The sequence below is a fragment of the Bacteroides mediterraneensis genome (assembly GCF_016900355.1).
In the GTDB taxonomy this organism is placed as follows: domain Bacteria; phylum Bacteroidota; class Bacteroidia; order Bacteroidales; family Bacteroidaceae; genus Phocaeicola.
In genome coordinates, this window is the sequence record NZ_JACJKA010000001.1 from 12367 (window position 1) to 32188 (window position 19822).

Below are 19822 nucleotides of genomic sequence, written 5' to 3' on the forward strand. Positions count from 1 at the left end.
TCAATCAGGAATTATCAAAGTTATCGCTTCTGGGGCAATAGTTATCTCAATAGGGAAATGACGGTCCAGCCAAAGACGTCCATCCAGACTGACTTCCGCATTTTGAGCCCGTAATACTTTTACACAACGTGTCCGATAAGGCTTTACGATTTTATGGTTCAACAAACGTCCCTGTTGCAGCATCCACAATCCGGAAATCAATTCACGCAGTTCCGGACGGTATACAATCGATACATCCAGCCATCCATTATAAGGCACCGCACTCGGCGTAAGTCCATAGCCATAAGCGCTACCCACAGCCACCGCCATGATCCGCCCCCGGATATGCTCATCGTTCACCTTCAGATGCATCCGATACAATTTTCTTTCAAACGCCACCAAAAACAAAGAAGCCAGATAAGAAACCAACGGAATGCCCCAAAACCTTCGGGTTTCATTGGTAATCCGCACAATCCGCGCTCCCAGCCCCATGTAAACGGCATTCAGGAAATAACGGGTCTGATGCTGTTCTCCATCAAAATAAGAAAATACACCTGTGTCTATTTTCCGCAAACGACGGTTGATCAATACATCCACCGCCATCTTGTAATCATCCGAATTCAAGCCCCAATATTTGGCAAAATCATTGCCAATGCCATTGGGAATGATGCCCAACGCCACTTTCTGCTTGTCTTCTATATCGGAATTCATAATGCCATTCAACGCATCATTGATGGCTCCGTCACCTCCCACTACAACAATGGTCAGGTATCCGTTGTTCACCATCGTTTTTGCCAGGCGCTCTACAGACCCAAATCCTTCCGACTGCACATAGTCATATTTCACCTTACATTCATCCATGTAAGCGCGAATATTCCGCCAGCGTTTCTGCGCTTTGCGACTTCCGGCTTTAGGGTTGTAAATGACCCCCCATCTGTCTGGTTCTACTGCCATATCGGTTAATTTATCAAGTCTACAATTAGTTTCACATTCTCCTCTATCGGCGATTCCGCATTGATCCAATGAATTTGGAATCCCCTCCTTTCCATGCCTCTAAACCAGGTCATCTGCCGTTTGGCAAACTGATGGATAGCGATTTCAAGCTGATGGAACATCTCCTCGTACGAAAGTTTTCCAATTGCATACAAAGTCAGGTATTTATATTCCAGTCCATAATAAATCAAGTCATCCGGATGGATCCCCTCTGCCAGCAAGGATTTCACTTCATCTACCATCCCTTCTTCCAGCCGTTTCTTCAACCGGCGGGTTATTTTTTCTCTCCGCAGTTCCCGGTTGATGTCTACGCCAATAATCAGACTGTGTATCTCCGGAAACGAACGGGCATTGACATCCTGTGTCAAGTAATATTCTTCGATTTCAATGGCACGAATCGCTCGTTTCACCGTATCCACGTCGGTGGAATTGTGCAATTTCTTATAATGACTCAGTATCTCTGTCAGTTCTGCCAGAGATTTGGAGGATAAGCGTTCACGCAATTCCTTGTTTTCAGGTACAGGCAGCAAACGGTAACCTTTCAAGATAGACTCCAGATACATGCCTGTTCCTCCACACAAGATGGGAAGAAGCCCTCTGGATCTCATGTCTTCATACGCAGTCAGGAAATCCCGCTGATATTCAAAGACATTATACTTATATCCCGGACCCACTATGTCAATCAGATGATAAGGAACTTGGTAACCATCTACCACATAATCCGACAAATCTTTCCCTGTTCCCAAATCCATTTTACGATACACCTGCCGGCTGTCACCGCTGATAATTTCTGTTTTCAGACGAGCTGCCAATGCGGCCGCCAAAGAAGTTTTTCCGGAAGCCGTAGGACCCAGTATCGTAATCAAATCATACTTCATAAGAGCCAAATTGAGGAGTTCGGCAGCAAAGATAACCTTTTTCTGCACATCAAGCATGATTATGAGCAAAAAAAAGCCGCCAGGAAAATCCTGACGGCTTTCGCTATATGGTTTAAACTAATTAGCAGTTTACAGAAGCCATGTGAGCGATCAAATCCAATACTTTGTTAGAGTAACCGATTTCGTTGTCATACCAAGAAACAACTTTAACGAAAGTATCAGTCAAGTAAACACCTGCATTAGCATCGAAGATAGAAGTGTGAGTGTTACCCAAGAAGTCAGAAGAAACAACTGCATCTTCAGTGTAAGCCAATACACCCTTCAATTCACCTTCAGAAGCTTCCTTCATTGCAGCGCAGATATCAGCTTTAGTAGCCGGTTTAGCCAAGTTAACAGTCAAGTCAACTACAGATACATCCAAAGTCGGCACACGCATAGAGATACCAGTCAATTTACCGTTCAATTCAGGAATAACTTTACCTACAGCCTTAGCAGCACCAGTTGAAGACGGGATGATGTTACCAGAAGCAGCACGACCACCTCTCCAGTCTTTCATAGAAGGACCGTCAACAGTTTTCTGAGTTGCAGTAGTTGAGTGAACTGTAGTCATCAAACCGTTTACAATACCGAACTTGTCGTTCAATACTTTAGCGATCGGAGCCAAGCAGTTAGTAGTACAAGAAGCGTTAGAAACGAACTGAGTACCTTTTACATAAGTTTTTTCGTTTACACCGCAAACGAACATCGGAGTATCGTCCTTAGAAGGAGCTGACATTACTACATATTTAGCACCTGCCTGAATGTGAGCCTGAGCTTTTTCTTTAGTCAGGAACAAACCAGTTGATTCAACAACGTATTCAGCACCAACTGCATCCCATTTCAAATCAGCAGGATTCTTTTCAGCAGTTACACGGATTTCTTTACCGTTAACAATCAATTTGCTGTTTTCAACATCAGCTTCGATAGTACCGTTGAACTGACCGTGCATAGTATCATATTTCAACATGTAAGCCAAGTAATCTACCGGGCACAAGTCGTTAATACCTACGATCTGGATATCGTTTCTGCTCTGAGCTGCACGGAATACGAAACGGCCGATACGACCGAAACCGTTAATACCTACTTTAATCATTTTGTTTAAAATTTAAAGGTTTTATAATTGCTTTATAAACACTCACTCTTTTCGTAATCACGAAGAACTATTAAAATGTCATCTCTTCTTCCTGATTGCGATGCAAAAATAAGTATTTCTTTTTAAAGTCAATCAAGAATAGGAGAAAAAATAATCAAAAAAAACCGGCTTTTTACACCTTATTTATATATAGGGCCTTATTTTATCTGATTTTTACTTCTCAAAAACGTAATTTGCAATCTCAATATACCAAATTGACATTATCAATCCATAACTTATTTCCAGGCGACCCGATAAAGGCACCTCCCATACTGGACGTAAACTGAAGAATCAGATGAGTAGGATGTTCATTTTCTCCAGCCCAACCCACTTCCTTAATCAGCTTGCTCTCTCCTTTACTATTTCGAGCATAATATCCACCTGTACCCAGTTGCATCAAATCTGCCACATAACGTTTGTCATGCGTAATATCTCCATACATAATTTCATACGTAGCTCCATTATGCCATCCCTGAGTCTTGTTATATTTCACAGCCACCGTTCCCACACGTTTAGCAATGATATTCCCTTCCGCATCTTCCGTACGTTTCTGTAAAAGGCACACCATAATGGCGCAATCCTGCCCTGGAATGGTTGCCTTCTTGCTGAAACCTGTCTGACGGATACGATTGGGTTCACCCGACATCTGCACTTTATAGTCATAACGGATGGCTTTGGGACGTGAAGTGAAAGGAAGTCCTGAATTCAAAGCTTTCTCCCCATCCTTTGTGCTGGTAATAGGTTCTTTCATATCTCCAAGAAACATTGAACCGGAAGCCAATACCGTAATATTCACCAACCCCAGCACTTTCACACTTTCAATATGGGTTTCCAGACGGGCGCAATAGCCGTTACCTCTCTTTTCAGGATATACACTGGTATTGGTCTTTACGATTCCCATCACTTTGGCCATCACATTGGAGTTTCCCCATGGAGAACCGCCCTGATTCACATAAGCCACATTTCCATCTATTTCCTTCGTCGGTCCCAGTTCATACAACAATTTTGTATTTCCCCCGATAATTCCCGATTCATGAATCTTACGGGTTACCCACTGGTCCATATCACCATACTTAATGGGAACAACCTTTTCCTGCGCATGCATTACCAAAGGCATGCCAAGCAGGCACATACCAATAATCCTATATAACTTCATAAATACTAATTATTTTCAGGCGGCAAATATACAAAAAAAAGCGACCGTGTAAAAACAGTCGCTTTCAATCCACCTATATGGACCAATAAATCTTATTTTATGTCAAATTAATAGACACGATACAACAGCCAAGAGCCTTGGAAATCCTCCCGATTCGGATATTTGGCCTTGAATGCATCTCTTGCACGTGCAGCTTCATCTCTGGTATCGAATGATTCTACTACCACACGGTACATATTACGTTCCGCATTATATACCACTTTGGCATTATATCCGTCACCATCGAGCATGGATTTCAGACCATCCGCATTGGCTTTCACTCCAAAGCTACCACAAACTACGCTGTAGGCTTTCAATCCATCGCCAGAAACGAGTTCAACTTTTTCTTCACGCACTGGAGCTGTAGAAACGACGGGAGCCGGTGCCGGTGCAGCTTCTACTGCAGGTGCTTCTGCCGGAGCCTCTGTGGCAGCTGATGCTTCTGCCAGTTCTTGCTGTTTAGCCTTTTCATAAGCTTTCTTGTAAGCACTTTCACTTGATTTACAAGAAGAGAACGCCAATGCAGTGCACAATGCCATTCCCATTACAACTACTTTCTTCATGTTATCTATAAAATTAGATGAATATTCAGTTTAACTGTTGCAAAGGTAACAATATAAAATCTGCCTGACTATTAAAATCAGTTAATAATGCTCCTTACCTTACATAGATATGCATTTTTCAATAAAAAAAGAACAACATATCAGGATTATTATTAGATTTGTGAAGTAATAACTTTAAAAAAGCAGATTTATGAAAGCATTAAGTATCGTAGCAGCATTCTTGGGTGGTGTAACTTTAGGAGCTGCAGCAGGCATTTTGTTTGCTCCGGAAAAAGGCGAAGAAACCCGTAGAAAAATCGCAGAAGTTCTTCGCAAGAAAGGCATTCGACTGAATCGTGCTGAAATGGAAGATTTGGTTGATCAGATTGCAGCAGAAGTAAAAGACGCTGAATAATTTGTCGCAAGTATAAAGCAGGCTTTTCTCAGGAAAAGTCTGCTTTTATTTTTTCATCAAAGAATAACTGCTTATGTTCGCAAACGATAAAAGCATTGACAACCTGGAAGCCCTTTTCAAAGAAGTCAAAAAATACATTGAACTCCAAGGACAGTACATAAAACTGGATTTAGTAGAAAAACTGACGATTCTTCTATCCACCCTTATTCTTATCTTCATACTTACCATCCTCGGCATGATGGCGCTTTTCTATTTCTCATTCATGCTGGTCTACGCCTTGGCTCCTCTTGTAGGAAGCCTGATTGGCGGATATGCCATTATCGGAGGAGTAGTACTCCTTTTGGCTATTCTTATCTACCGAATGCGGAAACAATGGATTTTCCAACCTATGGTACATTTCCTGGCCCGGTTGTTTTTAAACGAATCTACCCCTAAAGAATAAAATAATGGACGAAATAAAAACCCCTATCAATTATAGCGTGGAAATGATTTCCAAACTGAGAGACAAAAAGAAACAAGAACTCAGGAACTCGAAGGCACGCATACAGCAACTGACTGAAGACTTATTTGCTCCACAGCAAAGCAAGAACAAGATGGAGAATCTCATGCAGCATGTCAATGCCGGAATTGCTGCTTACGACGGACTCCGGACGGGCATCATGATTTTCCAACGCATTCACCGTTTTTTTAACCGAAAGAAAAAATAAATTCACGAATGAAAACCCAATTGTTGATTGCAGCTCTTGCCACATGTACGATGGCCGGAGCGGCAGAAAATCCGTTATGGATGCGCTATTGCGCCATCTCTCCAGATGGAAGCACCATCGCATTCTGTTACAAAGGAGACATCTATACCGTAGCCTCTACGGGAGGAAATGCCAGACAACTGACTACAAACCAGGCTTTTGATACACATCCTATCTGGAATCCGGACGGACAGCAGATTGCCTTCGCGTCGTCCCGTCAGGGCAGCCAGGACATCTACATCGTATCCAAGGATGGAGGAACTCCCAAAAGACTGACTACCCATTCGGGCAACGAAACGCCTGTCACTTTCACAGATGCCGGACACTTGCTGTTCAAGGCTACCTTAATGCCCGATGCAGCGGATATGGGCTTCCCAAGCGCACAATTCCCGCAAATCTATGAAATCAGTACCCAAGGAGGACGCCCCACGCTGTATTCATCACTCCCAATGGAGGACATCTGTGTAGGTAAAGACGGTACAACCCTGCTCTATCACGACCAGAAAGGATATGAAGACCCTTGGCGCAAACATCACACTTCTTCCATTACACGCGACATTTGGATCAGCAAGGAGGAGGCCAATCATAAACGCTCTTACCAGAAACTGACTTCCTTCAACGGAGAAGACCGCAGCCCGGTATGGAGTGCCGACAACCAGTCGTTCTACTACTTGAGTGAAAAAGGAGGTTCATTCAATGTATTCAAACGCAACCTGGATGGAAGCAACGAAATTCAATTGACCCACCACAAACAACACCCGGTACGTTTCCTGTCTGCCGCCCAGAACGGTTTGTTATGCTACGGCTACGACGGCGAAATCTATACGGTTAAAGAAGGACAGTCTCCACAGAAAGTCAACATCCGCATCGTGACAGACCAGACTGAAACGGAACTTGCACACCAAATCAGAACCTCTGGAGCTACGGAAATTGCCGTATCCCCTAACGGAAAAGAAGTGGCCTTCGTGCTTCACGGCGATGTCTTTGTCACTTCTACCGACTATAAAACCACCAAGCAAATCACAGATACTCCTGAACAGGAACGCACCATCGACTTCGCCCCCGATGGAAGAAGCATCGTATATGCTTCTGAACGCAACGGCATCTGGCAGATTTACCAGTCTACCCTTACTGAAAAGGAAGAAAAGCTGTTCACTTATGCCACCGGCATCAAGGAAGAGCGGCTCACACAGACACAAGTCACTTCTTTCCAGCCTCAATACAGCCCGGACGGAAAGAAAATCGCCTTCCTTGAGAACCGTACCACTTTACGCGTACTCAACCTGAAAGACAAATCCGTATGTACCGCCATGGACGGGAAATACGAATACTCTTACAGCGACGGTGACCAGTGGTTCCAATGGAGTCCCGACAGCCGCTGGCTGCTTTGCGGCTACATCGGCACAGGAGGATGGAACAACAACGACGTTGCGTTGGTCAACGCTTCCGGCAACGGTGAAATCCATAACCTGACAGAAAGCGGCTACAACGATTCTAATGCCAAATGGGTGTTGGATGGCAAAGCCATGATTTGGGAAAGCGACCGTGCCGGATACAGAAGTCATGGAAGCTGGGGAGCTGAAAGCGATGTCTACATCATGTTCTTCGACCTGGACGCCTACGAACGTTTCCGCTTGAGCAAAGAAGAGCTGGCATTGGTAGAAGAAAAAGAGAAGAAAGATGAAGAAAAGGACAACAAGGACGACAAGAAAAAGGACAAAAAGAAAGACAAATCAGAGAAAGAGGATGAAGTTACTCCTCTGACCTTCGACTTGGAAAACTGTCGTGACCGCGTGATCCGACTGACAGTAAACTCTTCTTTCTTAGGCGATGCCGTACTTTCTCCCAAAGGTGACAAATTGTATTACCAGGCTTCTTTTGAAGATGGAGCCGACCTCTGGGTACACGACCTAAAGGAACAGAAGACCGAACTCCTACTTAAAGATATCGGATATGGTTCACTGATTTACAACAAAGAAAACAAACAGCTGTTCTTGTGCAGCAACGGAGCTATCAAGAAGATTGACACTGAGAAAAACGACATCAAAAACGTGAATTTCGAAGCCATCTTCAATTACCGTCCGTACAAGGAACGGGAATATATCTTCAACCACATCTGGCAGCAAGTACTCGACAAGTTCTACGTGGCCGACTTACATGGAACCGATTGGAAATTCTACCGCGAAAGTTATGCCCGTTTCTTGCCGCACATCAACAACAACTATGACTTCCAGGAAATGCTGAGTGAACTGCTGGGTGAACTGAACGGCTCCCATACCGGTGCCCGCTATTCTGCACCGGGAGCTACCCTGTCGACCGCCTGCCTGGGTGTATTCTTCGACAACCAGTACGAAGGCGACGGCTTGAAGATTCAGGAAATCATCGCCAAAGGTCCGTTTGCCGTCAAGAAAACCGAGGTCACTCCGGGTTGCATCATTGAAAAAATCGACGGACAGGCCATACTGAAAGGTACTGACTATTTCCCGATGCTGGAAGGAAAAGCCGGAAAGAATGTACAACTCAGTATCTACAACCCAACCAACGGCAAGCGCTTCCAGGTAAGCATCAAACCCATCAGTATAGGGGCACAGAACGAGCTTCTCTACAAGCGTTGGGTAAAACGGAATGAGCAGATGGTGGAAAAACTTTCCGGAGGACGTATTGCATACGTACACGTGAAAGGCATGGACAGCCCAAGCTTCCGCACCGTATATAGCGAATTGCTGAGCGACCGGAACCGCAACAAGGAAGCTGTCATCGTGGATACCCGTCACAACGGTGGAGGATGGCTGCACGACGACCTGGCCACTTTGCTGAGCGGCAAGGAATACCAGCGCTTCGTACCACGTGGACAATACATCGGCAGTGATCCGTTCAACAAATGGCTGAAACCTTCCTGCGTCATGGTTTGCGAAGATAACTATAGTAACGCACATGGTTTCCCTTGGGTATACAAAGAACTGAAAATCGGCAAACTGATTGGTGCTCCTGTGCCCGGCACGATGACCGCCGTTTGGTGGGAACGCCAGATAGACCCAACTATCGTGTTCGGTATCCCACAGGTAGGCTGTATGGATATGCGGGGCCAATACATGGAAAACCATCTGCTGGAACCTGACATCACCGTATACAACACACCTGAAAAATCGTTGAACGGCGAAGATGAACAATTGGAGGCAGCCGTAAAAGAAATGCTCAAAGAGGCCGATGCCGTAAAGAATAAAAAATAAAAGGACAAACCTCTAAAAATCAGGCGGGGAAAGATGGAAAAACAATCCTCTTTCCCCGCCTTTTTAATTATGTAGTCAGGTCATTGACGTATATTTCTATGAGAACTATTCAGCCTTCTCCGTCAACAGCTGTTGCCGTAATGACTGGCGGTCATAATTCCGCTGATGCGCTTTCCAGTATTTCTCCAGGTTATCCGCCTCTTCTTTGGTTAGATGAATCACAGCTCCATGCTTGGGAGAAGTGTAGTTCGTGGTTTTCATCACGCCCTCATTGAAATGACCCAAATTCTTGAAATGCACAAAATCGGTGGTTTCTGCAAAACCGAAGTTATGAGGAGTGATGCTGAAAATGTCATACATCAGCACCCACTTGTTCTCTCCAATCCGTTTCCATACATTGGGGGCCTCACAGGCTTTCGGCTCAAAGTCATACCAACGGGCATCGTACACATAGCCTCCGTCCATCCGATTGGACACGGCCTGCTTGATACCGCCCACGCCATCGTGTGCCACATAAAACAAATGGTACTTGTCGCCTACTTTCGTGATGTCGCCATCAATGGCCGACACCCCGTCCATCGGATACTCAAACAAAATTTGTGGAGTGCTTTCTATCTTGTTGAAATCATCATTCACATACACATAATACAATTTGTTGGCCTCATTCTTGAAACGCATGGTATAATAAATCATCAGACGTCCTTTCTGGTCGTCGTAAGCCACCTCAGGTGCCCACGCGCAACCAATTTCGCTCAATCCGGCAGAAAGCCGGTCAAAACGGATATTCGCCCGGTTCCAGTGAATCAAATCCCACGACTTCATCAGCACCAGCCCCCGGTTGTTTCCCCATCCGTATTCCGCTCCTCGTTCCCATTCCGTAGTACGATAACCGTCACGCACACCAAATACGTGTAAATCGGTCATTGCCAGATAAAAGGCTCCGTCCGGTCCGCGGAAAATGTGAGGGTCACGAATTCCATGCTGATAAGCTATCGTATCGCCGGCCAGCACAGGTTCCCCGTTATTGACAGCAGTAAAGGTATATCCGTCACGGCTTATCGCCATATACAGTCCATGCGTTTCATCCCGATGGAAGACCATGAGGTAAGCAGCCATATCTTTTTCTTCCGGTATGGCATTACGATAGCGGAAATCACGGAACCCTACCTTTCCTTTTCCGGCAGCAAAGAGTGCCGGACGCAAGGCATAGAAACCTTTATATACATTATGGTTCAAGCGGGATACATCCACATTCTCGGCCAGTACCTCCCAAGCCTTTCCATCCGCACTGACCGACATTTTCACGCGGTTGCCCTGATTCAACAGTTTTACCCGGAAGTGTTTTCCCATCCGGTTGGGCAGCGTCAAAGGCTTTTCCTCTCCTCGGTAAACCATGAAATTCTTTCCATCGGATATCACACCGGCATAGGCTTCCTCATTGTAGAAAAGCAACAGTCCTCCCGTGTTGCCACTGCCCAATGCAATTTCCACTTCCGTTTCATAACATTTATCCACGGCCGTAGTCAAAAGCAAACGACCATCTGCCGGAGTATGTCCCTTGGCTTTTACCTGCATTTCTCCATCGGCGAATGTCAGTGCTTTCGGCGCATATTCTCTCCAGAAGGTCCACTGCAATCCCAGTTCAGGCCTGCTGAAATCATCCGAAATCTTCATCTTCCACTCCGGTTGTCTACTTTTGCCCAACCAGTCAGCTTCCTGCGTCGTACGACACCATCCGTCGGAAGTCCATTCTATCGGTTCCAGCAAGGTAGAGCGCCCCAACGTATGATATCCGTTGGCGTACGCATGATATACCACCCACCAGTTACCGTTCACATCATCGATAAGTGTCCCATGTCCCTTTGACCACCAGTTCTCGCTGGCACTATATGTATGCACAATTGGATTATACGGGGAATTTTCCCAAGGACCGAAGACCGATTTGGAACGGGCCACCACACACATGTGGCTGGTGGCTGGACCAGCGGTCCCCCCCTCTGCCGACATCATGTAATAGTACCCGTCTTTACGAATCAGTTTAGGAGACTCCAGATACCTATCCTTTCCTTCCGTAACCCAGTTGGCCGGATATTCCCATCCATCGTACACTTTGCGGCTCGGACCGGTGACTTTCAAGCCGTCTTCACTCAAAGGAGTAATCCATCCGTTGTTGGTAAACAGATAACGTTTCCCGTCCTCTCCCACCACATGGCCGGGGTCTATTCCTTTTAATGCCAGTTTCACCGGCTTACTCCACGGGCCACGGATATCGTCCGCATAAATCACATAAATCTCTCCCGCAGACGTAGGATAATAAATATAATATCGATTCTGATATTTCAACAAATCAGGAGCCATCGCAGAGCCCTCATACTCCGGCAAAGCCCGACATACCGGCTCCCAGTTCATCAAATCGGTGGAATGCCAAATCAGGAAACCCGGCGCATAATAAAAAGGTGAATGCGTAATGTAATAATCCTTACCATCACGCAGGATGGACGGATCCGGATAGTCTCCGGGAAAAATCACTTTTGGAAGATTCTGTGCCCCTATTCCAGTCCCCACAGAAATGAAAAGCACAATCAACAAGAATAGTTTTTTCATGAGATTTACAAGATGCTAAATTATACAATGCACAAAAATAGCAAGTAAATTCTGAAAAAACGGAGAAAAAAGGACACAAAAGGTAGAGAAATGCAACTGTTAAAAGGCTTCTCCAAAACGCAAGTGCGTTTGGAGTAAAACGTAAGTGCGTTTAAGTCAAAACGCTTTGACGTTTTGATTCAAACGCTTAGGCGTTTTAGTTGAAACGCAAGTGCGTTTTTCCAATAAAAAAACCGTTGCCTGAGAATAAACAATCAGACAACGGTTTCTATCAAAAAAATAGTCAGCCAACAGATCAATAGCTATGATCGTCTTCCTTCACTTCCTTCATGGTCAACGGCTTGCGGTCGATAGCCCGCCATGCATAGATGATATAAGCCAGTACAAACGGAACCAAGATAGACACATAGGCCATGGTTTTCAACGTAAACTGGCTGGAGCAGCTGTTGGCAATAGTCAATGAACTCTGCAAGTCGGCAGTAGACGGATAATAAGCCGTATGGTTATAGCCAACCACTAACAGCAAGGCCAAAACGGTCAATACCGTACCGATTCCGGCAAACCAGATGCCGCGAGTATAGGTTTTGCAGAAAATGCTCTTGCCGATTCCATACAAAACACCTACCACTCCTATCAGGAACAGGACGAGCAGATACGGCATTTCTATCAGATTATGGAAATACTTAAACGGTTCCATCACAATCAGTCCGTTGTCCGGGTTCACCGCAAAGCCGTCTTTCAACAGCGTACGGATGACAAATGCCAGGAAAAATACCAGGAAAGGCACTACATCCGCAATCAGCTGCCGGCGGAATCGGGCATTCAGTTCTTCATGACGGATATTGTTGATGAAATACAGGTTCCCCAACAAACGGGCAAGGAACAGCACGGCAAATCCCAGCACCAGATTCCAAGGGTCGCCAAAAGCATCCAGTCCATGCCAACCGTTTCCCCAATGACTGATAACCGGCATCATCTCGTCGGTCAGGTTGCCCTTGCTCACCACGAAATTGGAGCCGTTAAAGAAAGTTGCTACGGCTGCCCCCAGCAACAGCGGACCGACTACTCCGTTCAACACCAGGAAGAACTGATAAGTGCGTTTGCCCAACCAGTTGCCCAGTTTCGACTGAAACTCATAAGACACCGCCTGAAGCACAAAGCTGAAAAGGATGATCATCCACAACCAGTACGCCCCTCCGAAGCTGGTACTGTAGAACAAAGGGAAAGAAGCAAAGAAGGCTCCTCCAAAAGTAACCAGTGTCGTGAAGGTAAATTCCCATTTACGGCCCGTGGAGTTCACAAGCAAAGTACGTTCGTCTTCTGTACGTCCCAGGCAATACAACAAAGAGTTTCCTCCCTGCACAAACAGCAAAAATACCAGCAAGGCACCCAGCAGAGAGACCAGGAACCACCAGTAATGCTGCAAGAATATATAAGTTGAATCCATATTTTTTCGGTTTTAAGATAATGTATCGGTTAGTTTATTTTTCATCCGGTCCTTTACGGATGGCTTTTACCATGATGCCGATTTCCGCAATCAGCAGTACGGTAAACATCACAAGGAAAATAAAGAATGTGGTCTGTACGGAACCTGTTTCCAGTTTTGAAACGGCCGCATTGACGGGCAACAAGTCCTGAATGGTCCAGGGCTGACGTCCCATCTCGGCCACAATCCATCCGGCCTGACTGGCAATGTAAGCCAACGGAATGCTCCACAAGGCAATCCAATGCAACCAGTTCAGCTTAGCCAACTGTTTCTTCCAAACCAAGATCAGGATTACCAGGAAGAACAGGATGAAATACATTCCCAAGCCGACCATCACCCGGAATGACCAGAACAACAGTCCAACATGAGGAACCAAAGTATCCTTATCCTGAATATATCCGTAACCGAAATAAGGCATGTATTCATCCAACGCGCTGCGGGCAATCTGCATGGCCGATTCATCGCCTTGCTGTTTTGCTCTGCGAAAATCCGCCAAAGCTGTAATGGCTTTCTTACCGTTGGCCATTTTCTCTTCAGCCGAAAGTGCGGTAGAGCCGTCCGGCAACGTATAACCACCGTTCTGTAAATCATTGATACCCGGCACATAGCCCGAAGTGCTGTGGGTAGCCAGGAAAGAAAGCATTTCCGGTATTTTGATGGCACCTACCACCGTAAGCGGTTCGTGCGTACCTCCTTCATAGAGTGCCTCCATGGCAGCCAGTTTCATTGGCTGTACCTGTGCCACCTGATAAGCAGACTTGTCACCCGTTCCGGCAGTCACCAAAGCGGCAAACAGTCCAATAGCAGCCGCCACCTTCATGCTGGCCAAGGCAAACTCCTTTTCACGCTTACGAATCAGATACCAGGCACTGATACCGATGACAAAAGCCGCTCCTACCATCCAGCTGCTCAACACGGTATGGAAGAATTTCACGACAGCCACCGGAGAGAACGCCACAGCCATGAAATCGACCATTTCATTACGCATGGTTTCTGGATTGAATTCCATTCCCACGGGATATTGCATCCAGGAATTGGCTACCAGAATCCACCAGGCAGAAATTGTGGCTCCTAATCCGGTCAGCCAAGTAGATGCCAAATGGAATCCTTTGCTCACCTTGTGCCAGCCAAAGAACATCACAGCCACAAAGGTAGCTTCCATAAAGAAGGCCAGAATACCTTCAATGGCCAGCGGGGCTCCGAAAATATCCCCCACAAACCAGGAATAATTACTCCAGTTGGTACCAAACTGGAATTCCAGAATCAAGCCGGTAGCCACACCGATGGCAAAATTAATTCCAAAAAGTTTCATCCAAAACTTTGCAGTGCGTTTCCAGAATTCATTACCCGTACGCACATACAGTGTCTCCATAGTTGCCATAATCACGGCCAAGCCCAATGTCAATGGCACAAACAACCAATGGTAAATGGCCGTCAAGGCAAATTGTGCCCTCGACCAGTCAATCATCGAAGTGTCGATTGTTTCAAGCATAAAAAATCACTTTATCGGTTAATATAATAAGGTATAATTATTCTGCCATCCGGTCGGTCAGTTCCACTCCCACATAGTCCTGCTTTTCCGTCTCACTCTTTCCACTCAGGAACGAAGGAAAGAAAAACAACTTCAAGATGAAGAACATGACAAACAGTTTAATCAGGATAATGGCCCACAACGTACGGCCGATAGTCATCTCCCGAAAACCGTCACGGTAAAAATGAAAAATTCGAATGATAGTGTTTTTAATCATAATGTAGTTTTATAATGATTACAAAGTAAATGCTTTATCGGGAAAAAACAAGAGTTTATCGAGATATTCTGTGGAAAAATCTATCTGTTTTGCGCTTCTATATATAAAGGAATACATTTGCAATGTAAAAATTCAACGAAATATGAAAAAAAGAGAACTCATTTTCTTCGCCGCATTCGCGACTTTTCTATCAGCCAATGCGCAGGAAAAACAAACTTGGTCGCTCGAAGACTGCATAAATTATGCACTGGAGAAAAACATCCAACTGCAGCAAAATAAAATTTCCTTACAGGAAAGCGAAGTGGATGTGAAAACAGCAAAGGCTGCACTTTTCCCGAGCCTTTCATTCAACACCGGACAGAATGTGGTGAACCGTCCTTACCAGCAGAACAGTGCCACTGTAAGTGGAACGGAAATTATCAGCAGTAACAATAAAACTACTTATAACGGCAGTTACAGCTTGTCGGCACAATGGACTCTCTGGAATGGTGGACAGCGCCTGAACAACATCAAACAGCAAAAGAAAAATCAGGAAATAGCTGAACTGAGTGTGGCAGAAACCGAAAATACTCTCAAAGAAGAGATTACGAAACTCTTCCTTCAAATTCTTTATGCAGACGAATCAGTAAACATCAATAAAGGAACATTGGAAGTAAGCAAAGCTACTTACGAGCGGGCCAAGGAGCTGTTCAACCAGGGCAGCATCTCCAAAGCAGATCTGGCACAGCTGGAATCACAGGTTGGAAACGACGAGTATCAGCTGATAACTTCCGAAAGTTCACTCAGAAACTACAAGCTTCAGCTGAAACAGATGCTGGAACTGGACGGTACCGCCGAAATGGAACTGGAACTTCCGGTACTGGATGATGCCAAAGTAATGCTGCTGCTTCCAAGTCAGGAGGATGTATACCAAACGGCCCTGGCCAACCGCCCGGAAATACAGAGCAGCAAACTGAGCATTGACAATGCCAAGCTGGCCATTTCTTCTGCCAAAAGCGGCTACTTCCCGACTATCAGCCTGTCGGCCTCTACCTCCAGTATGACCAACAACTCCAGCCAGAACAACTGGGTACAGCAAATGAAATATGGCTGGAACAACATGATTGGATTGAATATCAGCGTACCGATTTTCAACAATCGCCAAACCAAAAGTGCGGTAGAAAAAGCACAGTTCCAATACAATTCCTCCTTACTGAATCTTCAGGATAAGCAGAAAAGATTGTACACAGACATTGAAACCATCTGGCTGGACGCACTAAATGCACAGCAGCAGTATGCCGCAGCCGAAGTCAAGCTGAAAAGCAGCCAAACCAGCTTTGATATGGTCAACGAACAGTTCAAACTGGGTATGAAGAATACCGTAGAACTACTGACAGAAAAAAATAACCTGCTCAGCGCACAGCAGCAGCGGATTCAAGCCAAATATATGGCTATATTGAATCGTACACTACTTGATTTTTATGCAGGAAAAGACATTGAATTATAATAACCTAACAATATGAACAAGAAAAAAATAATTATCACAGCTGGCGTCGTAATTGTACTGGCTGTGGCAGGATACTGGATTTTTGGCAAGAAGAGCGCACAAGGCAAAGTAGACTTCGTCACCGAAACAGTAGCAAAAGGTAATATCAGCAACTCCATTACAGCTACAGGAACCATCGAACCTGTAACTGAAGTGGAGGTCGGTACACAGGTATCAGGTATCATTGATAAAATATACGTAGATTATAATTCGGTAGTAAAAGAAGGGGAAGTGATAGCCGAGATGGATAGAGTGACCCTGCTCAGTGATTTACAATCAGCGCAAGCTACATACGACGGTGCAAAAGCCGAATACGATTACCAAAAGAAACTATACGAGAGAAACAAAAAGCTACATGAAAAGCAACTGATCAGTGAAACCGACTACGAGCAAAGTACCTATGACTACGAACGTGCCAAGAGTACATTCGAACAAAGTCAGGCCGCTCTTTCAAAGGCAGAACGAAACCTTTCTTACGCTACCATCACCTCTCCTATCAATGGTATCGTTACCAGTAAGGACGTAGAAGAAGGACAGACCGTAGCATCTGGTTTCGAAACACCGACCCTGTTTACCATCGCTGCCGATTTGACCAAGATGCAGGTAGTGGCCGATGTGGACGAAGCCGATATTGCGGGAGTGAAAGACAGTGCCAGAGTGACCTTCACTGTAGATGCCTATCCAAATGATGTGTTTGAAGGACGAGTTCACCAAATCCGACTGGGCAGTGCCAACAGCAGCAGCTCCAGCAGTACCAGTACCAGCAGTGAAACGGTAGTCACTTATGAGGTAGTTATTACTGCCGACAATCCGGACCTGAAGCTGAAACCAAGACTGACCGCCAATGTAACCATCTATACGGATACACGTGACAATGTACTCGTGGTTCCCAACAAAGCATTGCGCTTCACTCCAGAAAAAAATCTAATCGGCAAAAAGACCATCACTGACTGTGAAGGTGAACACAAAGTATGGACCATGGATGCTAACGGTTTCACAGCACACCCTGTAAAAATCGGTCTGAGCGACGGAAGCCACACGGAAATCCTGGAAGGTATCAGCGAAGGCACTCCGATTGTCACAGAAACGGTATTGAAAGGATTTGCAAATGCAGCACCTGAAGCTTCTGCCGACGGAGAAAGAAGCCCGTTCATGCCAGGCCCTCCGGGAAGCGACAAGAAGAAACAAAAATAAGGAGATACTGTCATGAAAAAGACTGTCATAGAATTACAAAATATCAAACGAAATTTCCAAGTGGGCGATGAAACGGTACATGCGTTACGTGGCATCTCGTTCAGCATCCAGGAAGGAGAGTTCGTGACCATCATGGGTACATCCGGTTCCGGTAAGTCCACCCTCCTGAACACATTGGGATGCCTGGACACGCCGACCAGTGGGGAATACCTTCTTGACGGGGTATCCGTACGCACGATGAGCAAACCGCAAAGAGCGGTACTGCGAAACCGGAAAATCGGATTCGTCTTCCAGAACTACAACCTGCTGCCAAAAACGACAGCCGTAGAGAATGTAGAACTCCCGCTGATGTACAACAGTGCTGTCAGCGCCGCTGAACGTCGCCGCCGAGCCATTGAAGCCTTGAAGGCTGTCGGACTGGCCGACCGTCTGGAGCATAAATCCAACCAGATGTCCGGTGGACAGATGCAACGTGTGGCCATTGCACGTGCACTGGTCAACAATCCGGCAGTTATCCTGGCCGATGAAGCGACCGGTAACCTGGACACACGTACTTCTTTCGAGATTCTGGTCCTTTTCCAGAAGCTACACAAGGAAGGACGTACCATCATCTTCGTGACACATAATCCGGATTTGTCACAATACAGCAGCCGCAATATCCGACTGCGCGACGGACATGTCATTGAAGACGTAACGAACCCCCATATTCTTTCGGCTGCGGAAGCACTGGCTGCCCTGCCGAAAAATGATGATGATTGATAATTTATCGAGATGACTTATGAATGGAACAAACCTTTTTAAAATAGCCTTCCGGGCATTGGCCAACAACAAGCTCCGTGCTTTCCTGACCATGCTGGGAATCATTATCGGAGTAGCTTCCGTCATTGCCATGCTGGCCATCGGACAGGGCTCCAAACGGAGCATCCAAAAACAAATCTCCGAAATGGGCTCCAATATGATCATGATTCATCCGGGAGCCGAGATGCGAGGAGGTGTCCGTCAGGACCCGTCGAGCATGCAAACGCTGAAACTGGAGAATTATGAGACTTTACGTGATGAATGTATGTACTTGTCGGCTATCAGCCCGGATGTTTCGGCTTCCGGTCAGCTGATTTCCGGCTCCAACAACTACCCTTCTTCGGTGAGCGGAGTAAGCCTTGGCTATCTGACCATCCGTCAGCTGACTGTAGAACAAGGGGATATGTTTACAGAAGAAGATATCCGCACGGCAGCAAAAGTGTGTGTCATTGGTAAAACCATTGTAGACAACCTGTTCCCCGACGGACAAGACCCGATTGGAAAGATTATCCGCTGCAACCAGGTTCCCCTCCGCGTAATCGGGGTGCTCAAATCAAAAGGATACAACTCCATGGGTATGGACCAGGATGACGTGGTACTGGCTCCTTACAGCACGGTAATGAAACGTCTGCTGGCACAGACCTACCTGAGTGGTATCTTTGCCTCCGCTCTGACGGAAGACATGACGGAAGAAGCCGTTGACGAAATCACGAATATCCTCAGAAGAGAACATAAACTGAAAGAAACAGACGATGATGATTTCACTATACGTACGCAGCAGGAACTGAGTTCCATGCTGAATACCACTACCGACTTGATGACCACCTTGCTGGCCTGCATCGCAGGAATCTCTTTGGTAGTAGGAGGTATCGGTATCATGAACATCATGTATGTCAGTGTCACCGAACGTACCCGTGAAATTGGCCTTCGTATGTCTGTGGGTGCAAGGGGAATAGATATTCTGTCACAATTCCTGATAGAATCCATCCTTATCAGTATTACTGGAGGATTGATTGGAGTGATTCTGGGCTGTGGAGCCAGCTTCGTCATCAAGACGGTTGCCCATTGGCCTGTATTCATCCAGCCATGGAGTGTATTGCTGTCATTCGCCGTATGTACCCTTACCGGTGTGTTCTTCGGATGGTATCCGGCCAAGAAAGCCGCCGACTTGGATCCGATTGAAGCATTACGCTATGAATAAAACATAATGAAACTACTTTGTTCTTCATAACTTTGGTTTCCTGTCCGGCCGTCTATCTCTGCAATAAATAATTCAACGTATTTACTGCATGCGACGGCCGGACTTTTCTTAAAAAAA

17 protein-coding genes are annotated in these 19822 nt (G+C 45.8%); 8 read left to right on the forward strand and 9 right to left on the reverse strand.

The genetic code is table 11. From position 1 onward, the window contains the following. The 5 genes from H6A28_RS00055 to H6A28_RS00075 all read right to left on the reverse strand — a co-directional run bounded on the left by H6A28_RS00055 (position 1) and on the right by H6A28_RS00075 (position 4779). Positions 1 to 933, reverse strand: a complete 933-nt coding sequence (locus tag H6A28_RS00055) for a diacylglycerol/lipid kinase family protein (RefSeq protein WP_204474950.1) — start codon at positions 931 to 933, stop codon at positions 1 to 3. A 5-nt stretch (positions 934 to 938) separates the two neighbouring features. After that, the gene (gene miaA / locus H6A28_RS00060) at positions 939 to 1850 is read right to left on the reverse strand and encodes a tRNA (adenosine(37)-N6)-dimethylallyltransferase MiaA (RefSeq protein WP_204478506.1); all 912 of its coding nucleotides are present in this window, start codon (positions 1848 to 1850) and stop codon (positions 939 to 941) included. Positions 1851 to 1971: 121 nt separating this feature from the next. Next, positions 1972 to 2982, reverse strand: coding sequence for a type I glyceraldehyde-3-phosphate dehydrogenase (gene gap, locus H6A28_RS00065; RefSeq protein WP_204474948.1), 1011 nt, complete (start codon positions 2980 to 2982; stop codon positions 1972 to 1974). 241 nt (positions 2983 to 3223) lie between these two features. Next, positions 3224 to 4177 (reverse strand): PCMD domain-containing protein, encoded by a 954-nt coding sequence (locus H6A28_RS00070; RefSeq protein WP_204474946.1) that lies wholly within the window; start codon positions 4175 to 4177, stop codon positions 3224 to 3226. Positions 4178 to 4284: 107 nt separating this feature from the next. Beyond that, positions 4285 to 4779, reverse strand: coding sequence for an SPOR domain-containing protein (locus tag H6A28_RS00075; protein ID WP_204474945.1), 495 nt, complete (start codon positions 4777 to 4779; stop codon positions 4285 to 4287). Between the two features lie 190 nt (positions 4780 to 4969). Here H6A28_RS00075 and H6A28_RS00080 point away from each other — a divergent pair, with 190 nt between their 5' ends. The 4 genes from H6A28_RS00080 to H6A28_RS00095 all read left to right on the forward strand — a co-directional run bounded on the left by H6A28_RS00080 (position 4970) and on the right by H6A28_RS00095 (position 9149). Continuing rightward, positions 4970 to 5173, forward strand: coding sequence for a YtxH domain-containing protein (locus H6A28_RS00080; protein WP_072543161.1), 204 nt, complete (start codon positions 4970 to 4972; stop codon positions 5171 to 5173). Positions 5174 to 5246: 73 nt separating this feature from the next. Further along, on the forward strand, positions 5247 to 5615 hold the full coding sequence (locus H6A28_RS00085; RefSeq protein WP_204474944.1) for a phage holin family protein: 369 nt from the start codon (positions 5247 to 5249) through the stop codon (positions 5613 to 5615). Between the two features lie 4 nt (positions 5616 to 5619). Next, positions 5620 to 5880: a hypothetical protein gene (locus H6A28_RS00090; RefSeq protein ID WP_204478507.1), complete on the forward strand. Its 261-nt coding sequence runs from the start codon at positions 5620 to 5622 to the stop codon at positions 5878 to 5880. An 8-nt stretch (positions 5881 to 5888) separates the two neighbouring features. Beyond that, positions 5889 to 9149, forward strand: coding sequence for a S41 family peptidase (locus tag H6A28_RS00095; RefSeq protein ID WP_204478508.1), 3261 nt, complete (start codon positions 5889 to 5891; stop codon positions 9147 to 9149). A 105-nt stretch (positions 9150 to 9254) separates the two neighbouring features. On the opposite strand, the gene H6A28_RS00100 is transcribed toward H6A28_RS00095, so the two are convergent. The 4 genes from H6A28_RS00100 to H6A28_RS00115 all read right to left on the reverse strand — a co-directional run bounded on the left by H6A28_RS00100 (position 9255) and on the right by H6A28_RS00115 (position 14987). Next, the gene (locus tag H6A28_RS00100) at positions 9255 to 11753 is read right to left on the reverse strand and encodes a family 43 glycosylhydrolase (protein ID WP_204478509.1); all 2499 of its coding nucleotides are present in this window, start codon (positions 11751 to 11753) and stop codon (positions 9255 to 9257) included. Between the two features lie 295 nt (positions 11754 to 12048). After that, the gene (gene cydB, locus H6A28_RS00105; protein ID WP_204474940.1) at positions 12049 to 13200 is read right to left on the reverse strand and encodes a cytochrome d ubiquinol oxidase subunit II; all 1152 of its coding nucleotides are present in this window, start codon (positions 13198 to 13200) and stop codon (positions 12049 to 12051) included. Positions 13201 to 13234: 34 nt separating this feature from the next. Further along, positions 13235 to 14731: a cytochrome ubiquinol oxidase subunit I gene (locus H6A28_RS00110; RefSeq protein WP_204474939.1), complete on the reverse strand. Its 1497-nt coding sequence runs from the start codon at positions 14729 to 14731 to the stop codon at positions 13235 to 13237. 37 nt (positions 14732 to 14768) lie between these two features. Further along, positions 14769 to 14987 carry a DUF4492 domain-containing protein gene (locus tag H6A28_RS00115; RefSeq protein WP_204474938.1) on the reverse strand — a complete coding sequence of 73 codons (219 nt, stop codon included), beginning with the start codon at positions 14985 to 14987 and terminating at the stop codon, positions 14769 to 14771. A gap of 142 nt (positions 14988 to 15129) precedes the next feature. Here H6A28_RS00115 and H6A28_RS00120 point away from each other — a divergent pair, with 142 nt between their 5' ends. Genes H6A28_RS00120 through H6A28_RS00135 form a run of 4 tightly spaced genes read left to right on the forward strand, consistent with a single transcriptional unit; the run spans position 15130 to position 19705 of the window. Further along, positions 15130 to 16473 carry a TolC family protein gene (locus H6A28_RS00120; protein ID WP_204478510.1) on the forward strand — a complete coding sequence of 448 codons (1344 nt, stop codon included), beginning with the start codon at positions 15130 to 15132 and terminating at the stop codon, positions 16471 to 16473. A 12-nt stretch (positions 16474 to 16485) separates the two neighbouring features. After that, positions 16486 to 17706, forward strand: coding sequence for an efflux RND transporter periplasmic adaptor subunit (locus H6A28_RS00125; protein ID WP_204474936.1), 1221 nt, complete (start codon positions 16486 to 16488; stop codon positions 17704 to 17706). Between the two features lie 12 nt (positions 17707 to 17718). Next, the gene (locus H6A28_RS00130; protein WP_204478511.1) at positions 17719 to 18465 is read left to right on the forward strand and encodes an ABC transporter ATP-binding protein; all 747 of its coding nucleotides are present in this window, start codon (positions 17719 to 17721) and stop codon (positions 18463 to 18465) included. Between the two features lie 19 nt (positions 18466 to 18484). Beyond that, positions 18485 to 19705 carry an ABC transporter permease gene (locus H6A28_RS00135; RefSeq protein ID WP_204474934.1) on the forward strand — a complete coding sequence of 407 codons (1221 nt, stop codon included), beginning with the start codon at positions 18485 to 18487 and terminating at the stop codon, positions 19703 to 19705. Positions 19706 to 19822 lie beyond the last annotated feature (117 nt).

Bases quoted from the DNA above. Each gene is read 5' to 3' on its own strand.
- H6A28_RS00055 (WP_204474950.1), bottom strand. From the start codon at position 933: ATGGCAGTAGAACCAGACAGATGGGGGGTCATTTACAACCCTAAAGCC.
- H6A28_RS00110 (WP_204474939.1), bottom strand. From the start codon at position 14,731: ATGCTTGAAACAATCGACACTTCGATGATTGACTGGTCGAGGGCACAA.
- H6A28_RS00080 (WP_072543161.1), top strand. From the start codon at position 4,970: ATGAAAGCATTAAGTATCGTAGCAGCATTCTTGGGTGGTGTAACTTTA.
- H6A28_RS00115 (WP_204474938.1), bottom strand. From the start codon at position 14,987: ATGATTAAAAACACTATCATTCGAATTTTTCATTTTTACCGTGACGGT.
- H6A28_RS00100 (WP_204478509.1), bottom strand. From the start codon at position 11,753: ATGAAAAAACTATTCTTGTTGATTGTGCTTTTCATTTCTGTGGGGACT.
- H6A28_RS00130 (WP_204478511.1), top strand. From the start codon at position 17,719: ATGAAAAAGACTGTCATAGAATTACAAAATATCAAACGAAATTTCCAA.
- cydB (WP_204474940.1), bottom strand. From the start codon at position 13,200: ATGGATTCAACTTATATATTCTTGCAGCATTACTGGTGGTTCCTGGTC.
- H6A28_RS00120 (WP_204478510.1), top strand. From the start codon at position 15,130: ATGAAAAAAAGAGAACTCATTTTCTTCGCCGCATTCGCGACTTTTCTA.
- H6A28_RS00075 (WP_204474945.1), bottom strand. From the start codon at position 4,779: ATGAAGAAAGTAGTTGTAATGGGAATGGCATTGTGCACTGCATTGGCG.
- H6A28_RS00125 (WP_204474936.1), top strand. From the start codon at position 16,486: ATGAACAAGAAAAAAATAATTATCACAGCTGGCGTCGTAATTGTACTG.
- H6A28_RS00095 (WP_204478508.1), top strand. From the start codon at position 5,889: ATGAAAACCCAATTGTTGATTGCAGCTCTTGCCACATGTACGATGGCC.
- H6A28_RS00135 (WP_204474934.1), top strand. From the start codon at position 18,485: ATGAATGGAACAAACCTTTTTAAAATAGCCTTCCGGGCATTGGCCAAC.
- gap (WP_204474948.1), bottom strand. From the start codon at position 2,982: ATGATTAAAGTAGGTATTAACGGTTTCGGTCGTATCGGCCGTTTCGTA.
- H6A28_RS00090 (WP_204478507.1), top strand. From the start codon at position 5,620: ATGGACGAAATAAAAACCCCTATCAATTATAGCGTGGAAATGATTTCC.
- H6A28_RS00070 (WP_204474946.1), bottom strand. From the start codon at position 4,177: ATGAAGTTATATAGGATTATTGGTATGTGCCTGCTTGGCATGCCTTTG.
- H6A28_RS00085 (WP_204474944.1), top strand. From the start codon at position 5,247: ATGTTCGCAAACGATAAAAGCATTGACAACCTGGAAGCCCTTTTCAAA.
- miaA (WP_204478506.1), bottom strand. From the start codon at position 1,850: ATGAAGTATGATTTGATTACGATACTGGGTCCTACGGCTTCCGGAAAA.